We start from the raw sequence: 16,701 nt of genomic DNA on the forward strand, positions 1-16,701 counted from the left end.
GTGCGAAATGCGGAGCCCGGTCGGGAGGGTCACGTGACCTCCGGATATGCCCGCACCCCCCCGGTAGAAAGGCACGACCCGATGTCCCCCGCGAGCGAGCCGCTGCAGCCCTCAGGCGAGGCAGAACTGCGATCACTGGACGAAGACGCCGCTTCACCGCCCGATCTGAGGGGCCTGCGCGCACTGCGCTATATCGGCCCCGGCCTGCTGATGGCCATGGCGGGGATCGGTACCAGCCACTTGGTGACCGCCCCCGTCGCCGGGGCCAACTTCGAGTACGCGCTGCTGTGGGTGCTCCCGGTCGCGTTCCTGTTCAAATGGCAGGGGTTCGAGCTGGCGGTGCGCTACACGGCCGCCACCGGGGAGTCGGTCATCGCCGCCTACGCGCGCGTGCCCGGGCCCCGCAAGTGGGCGGTGTGGGCGCTCGGGATCGCGACGCTCATCATCGGCTGCACCGCCGTCGGCGCCATCGTCGCCGCCGCGGCCGCCGTCCTGTGGGCCTGGATCGGCGCCGGAGCGCTGGTGCTCTACGGCATCGGCCTGTCGCTGCTGATCGTCGGACTGCTGCTCTCGGGCCGCTACCGCGCCCTGGAAGCGGTCAACAAGGTCCTCGCCGTCGTGCTGGTGCTCGGCACGGTCGTCGCCTTCGTGTTCGCCGGCGTGCAGGCCGACTCCCTCCTCTACATGGTCCTGCCGGTCATCCCCGCGGGGTCCGCGCTGATGATCGCCGGCCTGATGGGATGGATGCCCACCGACCTGACGGTCGGCGTCTGGGGGTCGCTGTGGATGAAGGACCGGCGCAAGGGCATGGTCCGCATCCGTGAGGTGTTGGGAGACGAAGCGGTCGAGGACACCCCCGAGCACTACCGCCCCTACGCCGACGCGTGGTTCAAGGCCGCCCTGTACGACTTCCGCATCGGGCACATCGTGTCCTGGGTGATCGCCACCATGTACCTGCTCCTGGGGGCGGCGATCCTCTTCGGCGTCGAGGAGAAGCCCGAGGGGGCCGCCACCGTCCTGGCGATCTCCGGGATCTTCACCGAGACGGTCGGTGCCTGGATGTTCCCGGTCTTCCTCCTGGGGGCGTTCGCGGCCCTGTTCTCGACCGCGTTCATCATCTACGACGGTTTCCCCCGCGCCCTGGCCGCGGCGGCCACCACCGTCTTCCCCCCGCGTGCCGACCGCCCCTGGTGGAACGAGCGCAATGCCGGACTGGGCATGATCGCGCTGATGCTGGTGTGCATGGTCATCGCTCTGACCGTGCTGCCCGACCCCGCTTGGCTGGTGCCCGCCGCGGGCACGGTGTCCTTCGCGATCAGCCCGGTGCTGTTCGCCATCAACCTGTACGTGGCGCTGAATTTCATTCCTCGGCGCTACCGGCCCGGGCGCTTCGGGATCGTGTGGAGCTGGATCAGCGTCGTCGTCCTGACTCTGCTGACCATCTGGGTGGTTCCGCAGACCCTCGGCCTCTTCTAGGGGGCGGGTCCGCCCGGCGGCAGCCTCCTCGCGGGCTTCCCCGCTGCGGTCCCGCCTGCGCGGGCGGACCGAGCGGGGCCCGTCATGCGGACCCGAGCCCGGAACCGGCACCGATCGTCTCCGCCCCGCGGACTACCGGGGCGGAGACTTTCTCGTTCCATGGGAACCAGGTGCGCGGAACCCGCGTCAGAACGCACGTCGGACCGCAGACGACAGGCGCCCCCTGCTCCCCGCCTGTGATCCCCCTTTTCATGAGGAGTAACGGAGAGATGTACAAGAAGATCAGTGCGGCGCTCGCCGGCACGGGCATCGTCCTCACGACCGGTGGGTGCGGCCTGCTGTTCGGCGGCGGAGACGGTGGCGGTGGGGGAGCCGCCGGCGGCCCCCTGTCCTCCCTCAACCCGGTCGAGCTGGTCGCCTAGGCCGTGGACAACACCGAGCAGGCCGACAGCTACACCGCCACGCTGGAGATGAGCGGTTCGATGTCCGGGGTCTCGCTCGACATGACCTCCGACGTCGAGTACACGGCCACCCCCGAGCCGATCGTCAAGATGGAGAGCACCAGCAACGGTGCCGACTCCACCATCCTGATGCGCGGCAGCGAGATGGTCATGAAGTCGGACATGCCCGGGGCCGCGCCCGGAGGCCCCGAGTGGCTGCGCATGGACCTGGGCGAGATGGGCGAGCAGGGCAACATGGGCGCCCAGCAGGACCCGCTCGCCGAGGTCGAGAAGCTGCTCGCCGCGGACGACGTCCAGGAGGAGGGCACGGCCGACGTCGGCGGCCTCGAGACCACCCGCTACACCGGCTCCTACAGCACCGAGGAGGCGCTTCAGGAGCTCGACGCCGAGGCCCAGGAGGCCGCCCGCCAGGTCTACGACCAGTCCGGCGTCAGCAGCGTGGACTTCGAGGTCTTCGTCGACGACGAGGGCCTGCCGCGCCGCGTCACCACCGACGCCGGCGGCACCGTCTCCACCACGATGGACTTCACCAGCTTCAACGAGCCGGTCAGCATCGAGTGGCCCAGTGAGGACCAGATCGGGGACTTCGACTCGATGATGGACGACATGATGGGCGACGTTCCCGGCGGCGGGGACATGGAGGACTTCGACTACTGATCCGCGCGGAACGCGGGACGGACTCCAGGGGCGGTGCGCCGGTGGCGCACCGCCCTTCGCCTGCCCGGGGCGCCTCCTGAGGGTGGCCGCAGGACGTCCCCTGCGCCCCGCCCGTCACTCCGATCTCGGGAATGACGTCGATTCCGGATGAATCGGTTGTCGGGCACCCTGCGGGCGTGCTGGGGTTGAGACCCAGGAGGAGCGCGCAATAAGGGGGTGGGGGCGACGTCGGACGAGGCGGTACGCCGGATCGGACCCTATGAGATCGAGCGCTACCTGGGACGCAACGGCTTCGCCAGCAATCACCTGGGCCGGGACCGCGAGGGCGGTCAGGCCGTGGTGACGGTCCCGCGCGTGTCCGGCGGCGGTGCCGACCGGGTGCGGCGGGAGCTGGCGCGCGACATCGAGGCCGCGCGCATCGCGACACGCTACGGCCTGGCCCGGGTCCTCGGGGCCGACCTGGAGGCGAGGGTGCCCTGGATCGCCACCGAGTACATCGAGGGGCCCACGCTCCTCGAGGCGGTGCGAAGACACGGCCCCCTCGGCGGGGACGAGCTGCACAGGCTCGCCCTGAGCACGACGGCGGCCCTCAGCGTGCTGCACTGGTTCGGCCTGGTGCACGGGGACCTGACGCCGTCCAACATCCTTCTTGCCTCCGACGCCCCGAAGGTGACGGGGGCCGGTTTCGCGCGGGCCTACGCGGCGGTCCGCCCCGACCTGGCGGCGCGCGCGGCCACCCCCGAGTACACCGCGCCCGAGCACCGGCCCGGGGACGAGCCCCGGCCGGAGGAGGACGTGTACGCCTGGGCGGCGGTCATGGCCTTCGCCGCCACGGGGCGCGAGGACCCCGAACGCGCCGGGACCGCCGCCCGGCCGCCGGCCTCCGCGCGGGAGGGGGCGGTCGAAGAGCGGCTGCGCGAACTGGTGCCCCGCTGCCTGACCGACGAGCCGTCGGCCCGCCTGGGATCGGAGCAGCTGATGATCTCGGTGGTGGCCGCCTGCAACCGGGGCCGCACCCGCCGCCCCGGTGCGCTCCTGTTCGCGACGCCGTCGACGTTCCCCGGCCCTCGGACCGAGCCGCTCCGTCCGCTGAGCCCGTTCCGCTTCGACGGCCGGGTGCACGGCTCGGCCCACGCGCTGGCGGAGGCCATGCACGCGTCCCCGAGAAGCGCGGCCGCCCTCTTCGTGGACGCCAAGGAGCGCGAGCGGCTGCTCACCTGGCTCGACTCGGAGATCCAGGACACCTCCCTGGACAGAGGAGCGCTGACCGCCCGCTCCCACCGCCCGGCCGATGCCGCGGCGATGTTCGTCGCCCACTTCCGTCCGGACCTGGCGGCCGGGTTCTCCTGACCCGGCGGATGCGCCGGGACGGGGGACGGGCCTTAGAAAAGGCACACGCCCCGCCCCTCATCCCGTGTCACTCCTGCCGCACTGTCCAGACCGCGCCCAGGTCCGCACAGGCGACGACGACCGACCCGCCGGTGAAGGCGATCTCATGAGAGCACCCGACCTCGGCGGGCAGGATCTCGTCCAGCATCACGGAGCCGAGTCCTTCCCAGCCCTCGCCGCTGTCCGTGCTCAGGGCGAAGGAGACGACACCGGCGTACTCGACGCGCAGTCCGGCGTCGTGCTTGAAGGGGTTCGGAGCGAACTCCAATGCCAGGCCGCCTCCGGGAGTGGACCCGATCCGCTCAAGAACGAGGTCCTTGACGCAGCGCAGGGCGGAGAAGTCGAAGTGGGCCTCCTCGCGGGCGAATGCACTTGCGCCAGGCGGCAGCTCCGGAAGGAGCTCAGGGAGGCGCGATAGGTAGGCCCTGGGATCCGACCAGTACGCGTTCCAGTCTCGGCTCCATTCGGCCACGACGTACCTCATCGGACTCCTCAGGAGCCAGGGGGCTACCAGTGGGCGGGGCGGGCCAAGGCGTCGGGGATGACCGTCGACGCGTCGCCCCTGGCTGCGTTCACCTGGGGCTGGGTGAGGAAGAGCGCGTCGGACAGGTCGGCGCCGCTCAGGTCGGTGTCCCGCAGGTCGGCTCCGAGGAGGTCGGCGGTGCGCATCCTCGCCCCGCGAAGGTCGGCGGCGATCAGGTAGGCCCCGCGGAAGCAGGAGCCGCGCAGGTCGGCCCCTCGGAGCCGGGCTCCCATCAGGTCGGCGCCGGCGCGGTCCTTGCGAGGGCCCGGGGCGGCCTTGCGCACGAGCTCGCTGGTGTGCCTGAGGAGAGGACCGGCCTCTCCGCGCAGCGCGTCGGTGTCGACCCCGCCGAGCTCCTCAGGGCTGCCGAGGCTCAGGCGCTCGGTCCTGTCGAAGGCCGCGCGCAGCTCCGCCCGCAGAGGCTCGGCGGCCGGGCGCTCCAAGGCCTCGGAGAGGTACCACAGCAGCTCGTGCAGGCGCCGCATGACCGCGAACGAGGCGAACATGTCCCCGGCCGAGCCGGGGTCGCTCCGCCAGTCCACCCCGGCGAAGGTCTTCTGCGACACCTTCTGGCCGGCCCCGAAGCACTCGAAGACGGTGCACCCGGTGTACCCGCGATCGCGCAGGTGCGCGTGGACGCCGCAGCGGAAGTCCTCGGCGAGGTGGCGGCAGGGGCTCGCCTCCGGCTTGTCGTAGGGGAAGCCCGCCGCGGCCGAGAACGGCAGCGCGACGCAGCAGAGGCCGAAGCAGTTCGCGCAGTCCGAGGACAACTCGGCGCGGCGCTCGTCGGGGGTGTTCACCTGGGAAGGGTCTCCTGGGCCGGGAGCGCGGCCGGACACCGCGCCGTGACCGGCCCATTGTGCCGCTCTCCGCGAGGGCACCGCACCCCGGGCCGGGCGGCGGCGCGTCAGTTCCGCTCGAACCGCACCAGCTCGCCGTTGCGCAGCAGCGCGACCAGCTGGGCACCGGGAAGGCGCTCGCGCGAGAGGCCGGTATCGGCGCTGATCTGCGAGATGGGCACCCGCTCGGTCTCTCCGGGGCCCATATAAGGGGTCGACAGGTGCGCCTCCTCGCCGAAGAGCAGCAGGATGCGCACAGGCATGCGTTCGGTGTCCACCGGGCTCCCTCCGGAAGGATCAGGACCTCGCACGGCGCCGCAGACGGCCCACGGAGTCACTGTAATCGTCGGGGCGCGCGTCGGCGGGCGGATCTTCGGATTCGGCCGCAAAGGGGGCGCACAGGCGCCGGAGGACCCGGGGAGAGGGAGATGGAAAGGCCCGGGCGGGTGGATCCACCCGCCCGGGCCTTCCCGAGTGTGCAGGCCTGATGCGGCGGTCGCCTCACGGCGCGGGGCACAACGCGGTTCCGAAGACCGCCGGGGCACCCGGAGGGCCCGACGCGGTATTCCGCGAAGGCTATGAATGGAGCCCGGGGGACACTTGCTACCGCACCGGCCTGCGCGGGGTACAACGGGCGCACCCCCGGTGTTGTTCCCCGTCCCTCCCGGATTTCCGGTGAGACCTGAGTCTCACCCTTCCCCGACGCGGGGTCCGGCCCCCGGGGCGGGGCGCAGGAACCCCGCCCCCGCCGCCGGCGTCCTACCGGACGGCCGTACCGGACCGCTCATGGGGAGGAAACCTTGGACGAAGGCCTCGTCCTCGTGCTCGTCGTCGGGGGCGCGATCGCCCTCATCGCCGCCATCGCCGCGAGTGCCGCCGCGCACGAGAAGAAGGTCAAGGCGCTCAAGGAGTGGGCGGGGCGGAACGGGTGGCGCTACCAGGAGGAGCGGCCCGAGCTCGTCGAGTACTTCGAAGGCACCCCGTTCACCGGACGGGGCAAGGCCGAGCACGTGCTGACCGGCGCCCACCGGGGGCACCGCATGACGCAGTTCGAGTACAGCTACACCACCACCAGCAACAACGGGCAGACGACCGTCACCCACACGCACCGCTACCGGATCACCGCGCTGGAGACCCCGCACCCCACCCCGGTGCTCGAAGTGAAGGACAGCCACTTCGGCCACGCACTCCTGGACCTGCTCGGCATGCACGACTTCCGCCTGGACGACCCGGAGTTCGACACCGCCTTCCGGGTGGCCACCTCCGACGACGGCTTCGCGCGCGCGGTGCTCCCCCGGGAAGTGCGCGACTGGCTGACCGTGCTCCCGATCGGGCACCGGTACCCGTTGCGCTTCACCGGTGACCACGTGATCTGCTGGGAGAAGGCCCCGATGGGGCACGAGCCGGACCTCCGGCCTGCCGACTTCCTCGCCGACCTCTTCGAGCGCGTCCCCGACGAGGTCTGGGAACGGAAGGGATGACAAGGCGTCGGCCGGGAGGGTGGACGTTCCGCTCAGCGGATCCCCACCGGTCCCGGCCGACGCCGCCCCCGAAAGCGGTCCGTTCCTAGGAGCGGTCGCGGACCGACGCCTCGACGATCGCCTCGACCTGCTCTGAGATGGAGTCGCGCATCTCCTCGAAGGACGGGTCGGTCACCGCCTCGCTGCCCTCGCCGAAGTGCAGGATCGGTGTGTGGATGTGCCCGGCCGGGATGTCCAGGCCCGTGGCGTCCCGGAGCAGAGTGTTCCGGTAGGCGATCTCGTTGGACAGGTAGCTTCCGCCGCCGCCCGCGCGCGCCCGGGACCCCTCGGTCGGGCCGTCAGGGCGTACGACCGGCTCGGTCCCGCCGGCCGGGATCTCGGTGACCTGGGTGTTGTCCACGACCGGGAACGGCTCGCCGGTCGTGGCCTCGACGATCGCGGGCCGGTCCAGCGTGGAGTCCGACCACTGCGGCTGCGGGGTCACGGTCGGCACGTCCTCGGGGACGGGGATCATCCCCTCGTCCCCCACGCGCTCGTTGTCGTCCGCACCGCCGCGCCAGGCCCCGTTGTGCGCCTCCAGGTCGAAGCGCCCTTCACGGCCCTGGCTGACGGTGAAGACCGCGTCGGCGGGGCGGTCTCCGGTGTAGTGGGGAAGGAGCGCCGACTCGACCATCCCGTCGGCGAAGTCGCGCCAGCGCACCGGGAACACGGCGGTCTGCACGAGCGCAGGCCCGGCGTCGGTCTCGATGACCGCGCCGTCGAGGGCGAGTGCGGCCGCGCCCGAGGGGTTGGAGCGGCGGATGTCGCCGTCGAGCTGGAACGGGTCGAACCCGGTGACCACCACGCGCTTGAGGTTCGGGCCGCCGCGGAAGTCCATGTCGGCCTGCCCGCGGGAGCGGCGCTCCAGGTCCTCCACGAGCCGGGACCGGTCGGTCCCGGACAGCGTGAAGCGCGGCTCCCAGCGGTGGAGGGCCTCCGTCATGCCCAGGCGGGTCCAGTACAGGGGGCGGTCGTCCCCGGCGCTGAGGTCGCCCGTGGACGGGCCGGAGTCCTGGACGCGTGCGACGGCGGCGCGCCACAGGCGGTCGCCGTGCCGGCGCACGGCCGCCTCGGCGGCCTTCAGGTTCGGCGCCCGGCACAGCGAGCGGGTGAAGTCCTCGGCCATGCCGTCGAAACCGGAGCGGCGCAGGATCTCCTGGGGGACGTCCTGGGAGAGCCGCTCCTCCTCGACCGTGGCGCCGGTGGGGGAGAGGCAGTCGGCCGGGCCGCCGGAGGGGGCGGCCTGTGCAGCGGCGGGGGCCGCGATCAGCGGCGCGACGAGCAGGGTGGCCGCCGCGGCCCACAGGGCCGTCGGCCGCGGGCACGGGGAGGGGGTTCGCACGGGGATCACTCCATACAAGTGATTTGTTCAACAATCCTCGGTTCGAGGGAACCTAGCACCTCGGTCGGTGGCGCGGCCAGATGTCGGGGATGGGAATCTTCGGGCTCGGGTGGAGTCTGGTGCGCCCGGTGTCGGGAATGGGATCATGCGCCCCCAGGGGCCGCTACGACCAGGGGTGCGGCGGACCCGCGGACGCGCACCGAGCGGAGGGGGAGCGCCATGGGCCGACCGGAAGCCGCCTACCGGGCCGCGGAAGGGGGCGCCCTGGACGTCGACCGTGCGTTCTACGACCGGGTCGCCTCCGCGGGGCGGGAGCGGGTCGACGCCTTCGAGGTCCCGATTCGCTCCGGACAGGCCTGGGAGGTGCCGCGCGGCCACCTGTGCCGACTCGTCACCGTCGAGGGACCGCAGGTCGGTGACCTGAACCTGTGGAACCGGCACGACCCCCGCGAGCGCCTGTGGGCGTCGCGCACCCGCCAGCTCCAGCGTGCGCATGTGAGCACCTACGACCGGCTCTGGTCGACGCTGCCTTTCCTGAGGCCCATGGTCACCGTCACCTCGGACACCCTGGCCGACTACGGCACCGACGCTGAGGGGGGCCGCGTCCACGACCTCCTCGGAACCAGGTGCGACCCGTACGTGAACCGGATGCTGACGGGTGAGGACTTCGACCACCACTGCCACTCGAACCTGGTGCGGGCCGTCCTGCCCTACGGGCTCACCGAGTTCGACGTCCACGACGTGCTGAACGTCTTCCAGTGCACGGGCCTCAACGACGAGGACCGGTACTTCATGAAGTCCAGCCCGGCCCGCCCGGGGGACCACTTCGAGTTCTTCGCCGAGATCGACCTCCTGTGCGCCCTGTCGACCTGCCCGGGCGGAGACCTGTCCGTGCCCCTATGGGGGCCGGACGCGCGCGATCCCGTGGACGTGTGCCGCCCCATCCGGGTGGAGGTCTACCGCCCGGATCCGGAGCCACTGAAGGGCTGGAGTCCTCCGCCCACCGCGCAATACGCCGGGGCCCACGGTCTCAGGGCACAGACGTGGGCGGAGAAGACCGCAGGGACGGACTGACGAGGGCACCCCGACGCGCCCGCAGACTCATCCTTCGTCCTCCGCGGCGCTGCCGTCCTCGGCCGCCAGGGCCTTGCGTTTGCGAGCGACGACCACGGCGACCGCGGGCGCCACCGAGGCGATCGCGGCGGCCCGCATCCACGGGCGGTCGAAGACGTGCCCGGTGGCGTGGTCCACGGACAGGCGCCCCGGGCCGCCGGCGATGAGCGCCACCGCGGCCAGCCCCAGGAGGCCCGGGTACTCGAACCCGCCCTCGGTGTTGAAGAAACCGTTGGGCGCGTGCATCTCGGCGGCGACCCCCATCGTCCCGGCGACGGCCGCGCCGCCGGCGGGCGTGCCGGCCCCGAGGACGAGCGCGGCCCCGCCGACGGCCTCCGAGGCCCCGGCCACCAGCGCCGTGGCGCCACCGGGGCGGTAGCCCATCGCGTGGAACCCTTCAGCGGTCCCCTTCAGCCCGCCGCCACCGAACCAGCCGAACAGCTTCTGCGCCCCGTGCGCGAACAGCGTCGCCCCGAGCCCGACACGCAGCGCACAGACGGCGACGTCTCCCATGTCGACACGTCCCACAGTGGATCCCCCCGATCTCGGCTCCCCACGCCTTCCCCCGAAGCGCGGTTTCCCCACCGACCCTTACCCCGATCACACCCGCCCGAAAGACGGCCAGCCGTGAGGCCTCCCCCGCTCCTTAGTCGCGCCCCCGGCGATTCGCGGGCCGGGTTGGTGGCCGAATGCGGTCAATCCCCGACGTATCGGCAATCCCAGGGCACGCTTCAGTGAAGTCTGTCCCCGTAGAGAGCCCGCTCTGCGGCCTCTCGGCAGTGTTCCGGTGCGGGGTGATCGGCGGCGCACCGCCCGGAACGCCGTTGTGACGCTCTTCCCCGGCCGAAGTGAGCGATCGGCTCGGGCGCCGCCTTGAGAGGGAGACGCGATGCCCCAGGGGTCCCCCGATTCCCCTGACCACGACGCGCCTCCGCGCGCCTACCTCTCCTCGAGCTTCACCGATCTGGAGGAGTGCCGGGCGGCGGCCGGTAGGGCGTTGCACCGGCTGAGCTTCCAGGCCGTGGAGATGGAGACGTACACGGCCGACGGGCGCCCTCCGGCAGACAAGTGCCGCGCGGACGTGCGCTCCTGCGACGTCTACATCGGCATCTTCGCCTGGAGCTACGGAAGCGCTCCGGAGGGGGAGGAACGCTCCTTCACCGAGCTGGAGTACCGCGAGGCCGAGGAGTCGGGGATTCCCTGCCTGATCTTCCTGCACGACGAGGACGCCCCTTGGCCGCCCAAGCACTTCGATCGGGGTGAGGATCAGGAGCGGATCAAGCGCCTCCGTGACGAGCTGTGCGAGAAGTACACGTGCAGCTTCTTCTCGGACGCCGCCCACCTGGAGACGCTGGTCACGGCCGCGGCGTCGAACTGGTTCCGGGACCACCGCCCCGAAGAGGCCGATCCCGCCGTGCTGGCGGTTCCCGAATGGGACGCCTACCGCCGACGCCTGATCCAGGAGTACGGGCGGCTCGATCTGGAGGCCCTCACACCGCCGGAACTGGAGGACTATCTCCAGATCCGGCTGCGGAACGTCTTCGTCGAACCCAAGGTGCGCGAATCCCTCTCCCGGCCCGAGCTTCCCAAAGAGCTGTGGCGGAAGCTGGAGGAGAGTTCCGAGCTGTCCCCGGCCGACCTTCCCCAAGGCCTGGAGGCACGGCGCCTGGCCGAGGTCGGCCGCTCGCACCGCGACCGGATCGCCCAGCCCGTCTTCACCGTGCTCGCCGGCCCTGCCGGGCGCCGCTGTGTCCTGCTCGGAGACCCGGGCTCCGGCAAGTCCACGCTCGCCCGTTACCTCGCGTTGTCCCTCGCCGAAGGAGACCCCGCCGACGGCCTCGAACGGCTGGATGGGATGCAGCCTCTCCTCATCGAGCTGCGCGACTACGCCCTGCACCGCTCCAAGTACGGAACCTTCGGCGCCTACTTGGAGTACCGCGCCGAGTCCGACGGGCTCGGGGTGCCCGGTCCCGCGCTCCGGGCCCATCTGGAGGAGGGGCGCGTGCTCGTGGTCTTCGACGGCTTGGACGAGCTGTTCGACCCCCGAGACCGCGAAGCGGTGGCCCGCCAGATCGCCCACTTCGCCGACGTGAACCCGCGGGTGCACACCGTGGTGACCTCCCGAATCATCGGCTACCAGCCCCGAATCCTCGACGATGCCGGGTTCCGGCACTACACCATCGACGATTTCGACCACGAGCGTGTCGAGCGGTTCCTGGACGCCTGGTACGGGCTCGCGCTCAGCGACCGGCCCCGTACCGCCTCACAGCGGCGGGAGCGACTGACCAAGGCCATCAAGGAGACCCCGGCCATCCGCGACCTCGCCGGGAACCCCCTCCTATTGACCATCCTGGCCATCATCGGCAAGCACCAGGAGCTCCCCCGGGAGCGATCAGAGGTCTATGACCATGCGGCGGGAGTCCTGGTGCACCACTGGGACGTCAACAAGCACCTGAGCGACGCCCGGATCAGCGCCGCCCCCGTCCGAGTGAAGGACAAGAAGGAGTTGTTGCGGCGGCTCGCCTACCGGATGCAGCAGGGGAGCAGCGGTGCCGCCGGCAATTACATCTGGGGCGACGATCTGGAGGAGGAGATCCTCGGTTTCCTCCAGGAGCGGTACGAGTACCCCCGCCATGAGGCCGCGCCCATGGCCGAGGCGATGATCGGGCAGCTCCGCGTCCGCAATTTCGTCCTGGCCCGGTACGGGCCGCGCATCTACGGGTTCGTGCACCGCGCCCTTCTGGAGTACTTCTGTGCGGCGGCGATCGTGTCCCGCTTCGAGAAGGCGCAGGTGTTGAGCGAGGAGGAACTCCGGGAGCTCTTCGCCACGCGCTGGGAGGACGCTTCATGGGCGGAGGTGCTCCGGCTCGTCGCGGGAATGGTCCACTCCTCCGTCGCCGACCGCCTGATCCGGCACCTGCTCACCGACTGCCCGCCGCACCGCACTCCCGTCCTGGAGCGGCCGGCCGCCGGCGCGGTCGCCCTCGCCGTCCAGTGCCTGGCGGAGGCACAGACCTTGGGACTGTGCAAGGAGGCGGCGGTCCAGGCGCAGGAGGGCCTCATTCGGCTGTTGGAGACACCGCACACCTCGGCAGGGCTGCCTCACGGCGAGCCCATCTCCGACAAGGTTCTCCCTGCAGCCAGATCCTTGGGGAACGCATGGCCGGGGAGGGAGAGGTTCTGGCAGTGGTACCGCGCCGAAGGCCAGTACGTGCTGACGAGTCCCGGCGCGGACCTGGCGGCGCGGATCGCCGCCGCCGTCCATCCCGACCGTCCAGACGTGCGCGAAGCCTTGGTCGGGATCGCGGTCGACAATCACATCCCCGAACAGCGGGCCGCGTGCCTGCAGGCCGTGGCGGAGACGTGGCCAGAGGCAGATGGGGTGAAGGCTCTGACGCTGAGCCTGCTGCAGGATCCCGATCCAGACGTCCGGAGCACGGCGGTCACTGTGTCGGCTGAGCACTTCGCCGACGGTGACGACGGCGCGGTGCGCGAGGCGTTGTACACGATGCGGACCGACGTGTGGGTCAAGGTCCAGGAGGCCGCTCTGCGTGCCCTGGCGACGAGGTGGACACACCACCCGGACACCCTGCCGGCGCTGCTCGAATCGCTCGCCGGTCTGAAGACACCGGACCGCAGTGATGTCCTCGACCTGGCGTTGGCCCATTTCAGCGACTGCGGTGACCTTCGCACGGCGGCGTTCGCTCTCCTGCGCGATCACTCGTGGACGGTCCGCCAGCGGACGCTCAGGACACTCACCACCCACTGGCCCGAGGCCGAGGACACCTATCAGGCGGTGCGGTTCTGCCTGCGAGATCCCGACTTCGACGTCCGCGCCACCGCCCTAGAGGCCCTCGCCACGCGCTGGACTGAGGATGAGGATACTCGTCTCGTGGTGAAAGACGCCTTGCGCGACCCCCATGCCACTGTGCGCACTGCTGCTGTGGAGGCGCTCGTAAAGTACTGGCCGGGCACCGACGAGACACCGGGCGCCCTTGAGGCGGCCGCCCGGGATCCGCAGGGCACCGTGCGCCTTGCCGCTCTGGTGAGCGGGGCCGAGGCGACCGGCGGCCCCCAAGCGGTCCTCGCGCTCTTGCGCGAAGAGTGCCGGTCGCCGCAAGCATCGAGGCGCGCCGCCGCGCTGGACGCGCTCATGGCGCGGGCACCGGTCTCCGACGACGTCCGGGACGTGGCGCTCACCGCTGCACGGGACCCGGACTTCTCGGTTCGGGGCAAGGCGCTGAACGTGCTCGCAGAGCGCTGGCCCAATGACCTGCCGACCGCGGACGTGGTCGCATGCGCGACCCGTGATGCGGATATTCCGGTTCGCAGGTCGGCGATCGAGGCCATGGTCACTCGATTCAGTGGTCATGAAGCGATACCTGAGATCCTCATCGCTGCCTCGCACGACCGGTTCGGCCAGATCCGGAAGCTGGCAGCAGAGGCCTATGCAGTGCGCTGGCCGTCGGTACCGGGGAGTGAGGAGGCAGGTCATCGCGCTCTGCATGATCCGGACGCCAGGACCAGGTCGGTCGCCCTCCAGCTGCATGCGGCACGTCAGGAGACCAGGGAGACGGCATCTGCTGCGCTTGCCTACGACCAGGCGTGGGACGTTCGCGAAAGGACGGTAGTTGCGGCTCTGACCGGCAGAGGGGGAGAGGCGCTCGACGAATCGCCCGCCGAGTCCGAGCCGTGGCTCCGTGCCCAACTCCTCCGTGCGTGGGCACGTGGAGCCGGAACGGGCGGACTACAGGTCGCGGGCGACAGGAGCCCTCGTGAGGTCCGCGACGTCCTGACCCGTGCTCTGATGTCGTCCTCCTCCGACACCCGAGTGGCCGCATTGGGAATCATGGCCGTCCAGCGTCGAGCTTTCCCCGACCACGTGCTCGTCCCGCTCGCTGATGAAGCGAGCCGGGATGCGGATGCCCGGGTGCGTTTGAATGCGCTCTGGGTGCTCCTGGTCCGCGGGGCCGGTCGTGACGAGTGCGCCCAGGCCGTCCGCCGTGCCTTGGCCGACCCGGATGACGATGTCTGGCGTGAGGCGTTCTTCGCCGCCCTGTCCGGTGGTCTACCGGAAGAGGAGGTCAGACGGGTGGTGCTGGCGGCTCTCCGGTCCCCGGGGCCAGTGGACCGGTTCAGTGTGGTGCAGGCCGTCGGTGCACGGTGGCGGGAGCATCCCGAAACCTTTCCATGGGTGGTTGGCTCCTTGAGCCATCCCGACCAAGGGGTCCGGCGCTCTGCCACGGGCCTGTTGTGCACGGTCTGGCCGGAGATTCCGGAAACCGCTCCTGCTGTGCGCAAGGCGGCGCGCGACCCCGTGGACTCGGTCCGGAGAGAGGCCGTGCAGGCGATGCCGAGGCTGCTCGGTCTGCCTGCGTACGTAGAGGTCCGCCCATGGCCCGATGCCGACGTCCCGTACACATATCCGTCGGGAAAGGAACCGGCCGGTGTGCTGTCCGGCGAGTCGGCTCTGCCGCCCGTCACCATCAGCGAGGCGATCGCCACGACCCGGACGTCTGATCCGGCTCTCTGTCTCCAGGCACTATGGGCTCTTGCCCGCCACTGGCCGGAGGAACCCGAAGCCCGTGCTGCGGCCGAACGGCTTCTGCACCACCGTCACATAGAGGTCCGAAGGACGGCCCTTCACTTTCTGACCACTACGTGGGGTGAGGAACCAGGGACGCGAAGCCGATTGCAGGCCGTGCTCGCGACGGACTCGCTGCCCGGATCGATCGTGGCGCCGGCGATCGTCGCCCGCTGGCCGGAGAGCCCGGAGGCGGTGGAGGCGGCCCTGTGGCATATCCGGCGCTATGGCTACGGCGAGCAGCAGGACATCGCCGCCATCGCGGGTCATCAGCCCGACCGGTTGGAGGAGATCCGACGGGCGCTGTGCGAGTTGGCCGAAGCGCCTCCCCAGGAACGCGCCCACCAGCAGATACTGGACTCGCTTCGGGTCTCATGGCCGACCCACCCCGACACCCGGCGCCTCATCGAGGACGCGACCGCCCACCCTGACCCTGCCACGCGTCGGCGTGCCGTCGAAGCGTCGGCCGTGGGCTCAGGGATCGGCGACGTGTCTGCTCTTCGGAGGCAGGCACGGGGCGATCCGGAGGCGGAGGTACGTGCCGAAGCCCGCTTCCACCTGGCGTTGCGGGACCCGGCACCGGAGGAGGACTCCGTGTCGCCCGTGCACGGGGCGGACTCCGCTGATCCCTTGGAGCGCCAGGACGCGGTTGCGCGGTGGTTTCTGCGGCAGGACGAGCCGGAGGCCGGGGCAGTGCTGAGGGAACTGCTCAGTGATTCGGATCCCGGCGTGCGTTGCGCAGCCGTGCGGCAGACGGCCCGGATGCACTCGGGGGAGGCAGACACCTTCGATGTGCTCAGGTCCGCCTCACTCGACGCGGATCCGGCCGTTCGGGTCGCTGCCGTCCGCGAACTCGCCAGGTACGCTCCCACTGATGCGCGCACCATCGATGTGCTGGGCCGAGCCGTATCCGACCCTCGCCAGGCCGTTCGAAGTGAGGCGGTCCAGGCACTGGCCGTCGGATGCGGTGACGAGCAGGCTGCGCTGAGCCATCTCCGGACGACGTTGGACGACCCCGACGAGACGGTTCGCGACGACACTGTTGAAGCGCTCGAACTGCGAGGCCTGATCGGAGAGGAGGGCCGCCGCCGGAGCCTGTTCGCCCCTGAGAGTTCGAACGGCAGAATCGACCTTCGCTGCTGGATCCGCTCGCTGGGCTTGGAGAAGAGGGACCTCGCCCCCTTGCTCGCCGAAGCCGTTGGTGGAGATGAGGACGACTCCAGGCTGCGCGCGGTCGTGGCACTGGCCACCCAATGGGGTGATCATCCTGAGGCAGGTGCCTACTTCCTTAACGCCGCTGCCGATGGGGACGCCATCACCCGGCGGATCGCATTGGGCGCGCTCGCGAGCTTCCAGCCGCATCTGCTGCCCGCCGGCTCCGTCGCCCACCGAGCCCGTACAGACCCTTCTCCGCTCGTCCGTGAATGGGCGGTCGACCACTTGCTCCTCCAACCGGACCAGCATGAGCCGCCCGACGCGGTCATCGAGGCGTGCGCGGACGAAGTCCCACGCGTGCGCAGAGCCGCACTGGAGTACGCGGTCACCCGCTGGCCCAGCGCGCCCCGGATACGTCGGGCGGTAGCGGAGGCCCTCGACGATCCTTCGCTGCTGGTCGTAGAGATCGCGGTAAGCGCCGCGCACCGTCGATGGCGGAAAGAGCCGGAGATCCGTACGTCTATGGAGCGGATAGCCGCCCGTGAGGGCGTGCCACCGGAATTCGTCAAGTGGTGGCAGTGGGTCTCCTCCTCAGTGGCCGACCCCTGACCCGGCACCGTAGTGCCCTGCCCCCGACCGCCC

12 protein-coding genes are annotated in these 16,701 nt (G+C 70.9%); 7 read left to right on the plus strand and 5 right to left on the minus strand.

What is annotated here, in order from left to right:
• The first annotated feature begins 81 nt into the window (after positions 1–81).
• From C892_RS0111635 to C892_RS29965, 4 genes are all read left to right on the plus strand, one after another.
• Positions 82–1,476: an Nramp family divalent metal transporter gene (locus C892_RS0111635; RefSeq protein ID WP_017557333.1), complete on the plus strand. Its 1,395-nt coding sequence runs from the start codon at positions 82–84 to the stop codon at positions 1,474–1,476.
• A gap of 269 nt (positions 1,477–1,745) precedes the next feature.
• Positions 1,746–1,898 carry a hypothetical protein gene (locus C892_RS32190; RefSeq protein WP_017557334.1) on the plus strand — a complete coding sequence of 51 codons (153 nt, stop codon included), beginning with the start codon at positions 1,746–1,748 and terminating at the stop codon, positions 1,896–1,898.
• 3 nt (positions 1,899–1,901) lie between these two features.
• A complete protein-coding gene (locus tag C892_RS28795) occupies positions 1,902–2,594 on the plus strand; it encodes an SCO4651 family lipoprotein (RefSeq protein WP_017557335.1) in 693 nt (230 codons plus the stop codon).
• Positions 2,595–2,810: 216 nt separating this feature from the next.
• Complete coding sequence (locus C892_RS29965; protein WP_026124303.1) at positions 2,811–3,944, plus strand: serine/threonine protein kinase; 1,134 nt, start codon at positions 2,811–2,813, stop codon at positions 3,942–3,944.
• 67 nt (positions 3,945–4,011) lie between these two features.
• On the opposite strand, the gene C892_RS0111650 is transcribed toward C892_RS29965, so the two are convergent.
• The 3 genes from C892_RS0111650 to C892_RS0111660 form a co-directional block, all read right to left on the minus strand.
• Positions 4,012–4,467, minus strand: a complete 456-nt coding sequence (locus tag C892_RS0111650) for a hypothetical protein (protein WP_017557336.1) — start codon at positions 4,465–4,467, stop codon at positions 4,012–4,014.
• A 23-nt stretch (positions 4,468–4,490) separates the two neighbouring features.
• Positions 4,491–5,306: a pentapeptide repeat-containing protein gene (locus C892_RS0111655; protein ID WP_017557337.1), complete on the minus strand. Its 816-nt coding sequence runs from the start codon at positions 5,304–5,306 to the stop codon at positions 4,491–4,493.
• Positions 5,307–5,413: 107 nt separating this feature from the next.
• Positions 5,414–5,623, minus strand: a complete 210-nt coding sequence (locus C892_RS0111660) for a hypothetical protein (RefSeq protein ID WP_017536923.1) — start codon at positions 5,621–5,623, stop codon at positions 5,414–5,416.
• Between the two features lie 522 nt (positions 5,624–6,145).
• Here C892_RS0111660 and C892_RS0111665 point away from each other — a divergent pair.
• Positions 6,146–6,826 carry a hypothetical protein gene (locus C892_RS0111665; protein WP_017557338.1) on the plus strand — a complete coding sequence of 227 codons (681 nt, stop codon included), beginning with the start codon at positions 6,146–6,148 and terminating at the stop codon, positions 6,824–6,826.
• 85 nt (positions 6,827–6,911) lie between these two features.
• Here C892_RS0111665 and C892_RS0111670 read toward each other — a convergent pair whose 3' ends face one another.
• On the minus strand, positions 6,912–8,216 hold the full coding sequence (locus C892_RS0111670) for a PA0049 family protein (RefSeq protein ID WP_017557339.1): 1,305 nt from the start codon (positions 8,214–8,216) through the stop codon (positions 6,912–6,914).
• A gap of 210 nt (positions 8,217–8,426) precedes the next feature.
• Here C892_RS0111670 and C892_RS0111675 point away from each other — a divergent pair, with 210 nt between their 5' ends.
• The gene (locus C892_RS0111675; protein ID WP_017557340.1) at positions 8,427–9,281 is read left to right on the plus strand and encodes an urea carboxylase-associated family protein; all 855 of its coding nucleotides are present in this window, start codon (positions 8,427–8,429) and stop codon (positions 9,279–9,281) included.
• A 27-nt stretch (positions 9,282–9,308) separates the two neighbouring features.
• Here the strand turns inward: C892_RS0111675 and C892_RS0111680 are convergent, their stop codons facing one another.
• Entirely contained in the window at positions 9,309–9,833 is a 525-nt protein-coding gene (locus C892_RS0111680) for a DoxX family protein (protein WP_017557341.1), read from the minus strand.
• 376 nt (positions 9,834–10,209) lie between these two features.
• On the opposite strand from C892_RS0111680, the gene C892_RS0111685 reads away from it, so the two are divergent.
• Positions 10,210–16,668: a HEAT repeat domain-containing protein gene (locus C892_RS0111685; protein ID WP_017557342.1), complete on the plus strand. Its 6,459-nt coding sequence runs from the start codon at positions 10,210–10,212 to the stop codon at positions 16,666–16,668.
• Positions 16,669–16,701: the final 33 nt, after the last annotated feature.

The organism is Nocardiopsis baichengensis YIM 90130, from assembly GCF_000341205.1.
GTDB lineage: Bacteria > Actinomycetota > Actinomycetes > Streptosporangiales > Streptosporangiaceae > Nocardiopsis_A > Nocardiopsis_A halophila.

What these genes read in the sequence shown, in the direction of transcription:
- C892_RS0111635 (WP_017557333.1), top strand. Translation starts at nt 82, where the DNA reads ATGTCCCCCGCGAGCGAGCCGCTGCAGCCCTCAGGCGAGGCAGAACTG.
- C892_RS32190 (WP_017557334.1), top strand. Translation starts at nt 1,746, where the DNA reads ATGTACAAGAAGATCAGTGCGGCGCTCGCCGGCACGGGCATCGTCCTC.
- C892_RS0111650 (WP_017557336.1), bottom strand. Translation starts at nt 4,467, where the DNA reads ATGAGGTACGTCGTGGCCGAATGGAGCCGAGACTGGAACGCGTACTGG.
- C892_RS0111675 (WP_017557340.1), top strand. Translation starts at nt 8,427, where the DNA reads ATGGGCCGACCGGAAGCCGCCTACCGGGCCGCGGAAGGGGGCGCCCTG.
- C892_RS0111680 (WP_017557341.1), bottom strand. Translation starts at nt 9,833, where the DNA reads ATGGGAGACGTCGCCGTCTGTGCGCTGCGTGTCGGGCTCGGGGCGACG.
- C892_RS0111685 (WP_017557342.1), top strand. Translation starts at nt 10,210, where the DNA reads ATGCCCCAGGGGTCCCCCGATTCCCCTGACCACGACGCGCCTCCGCGC.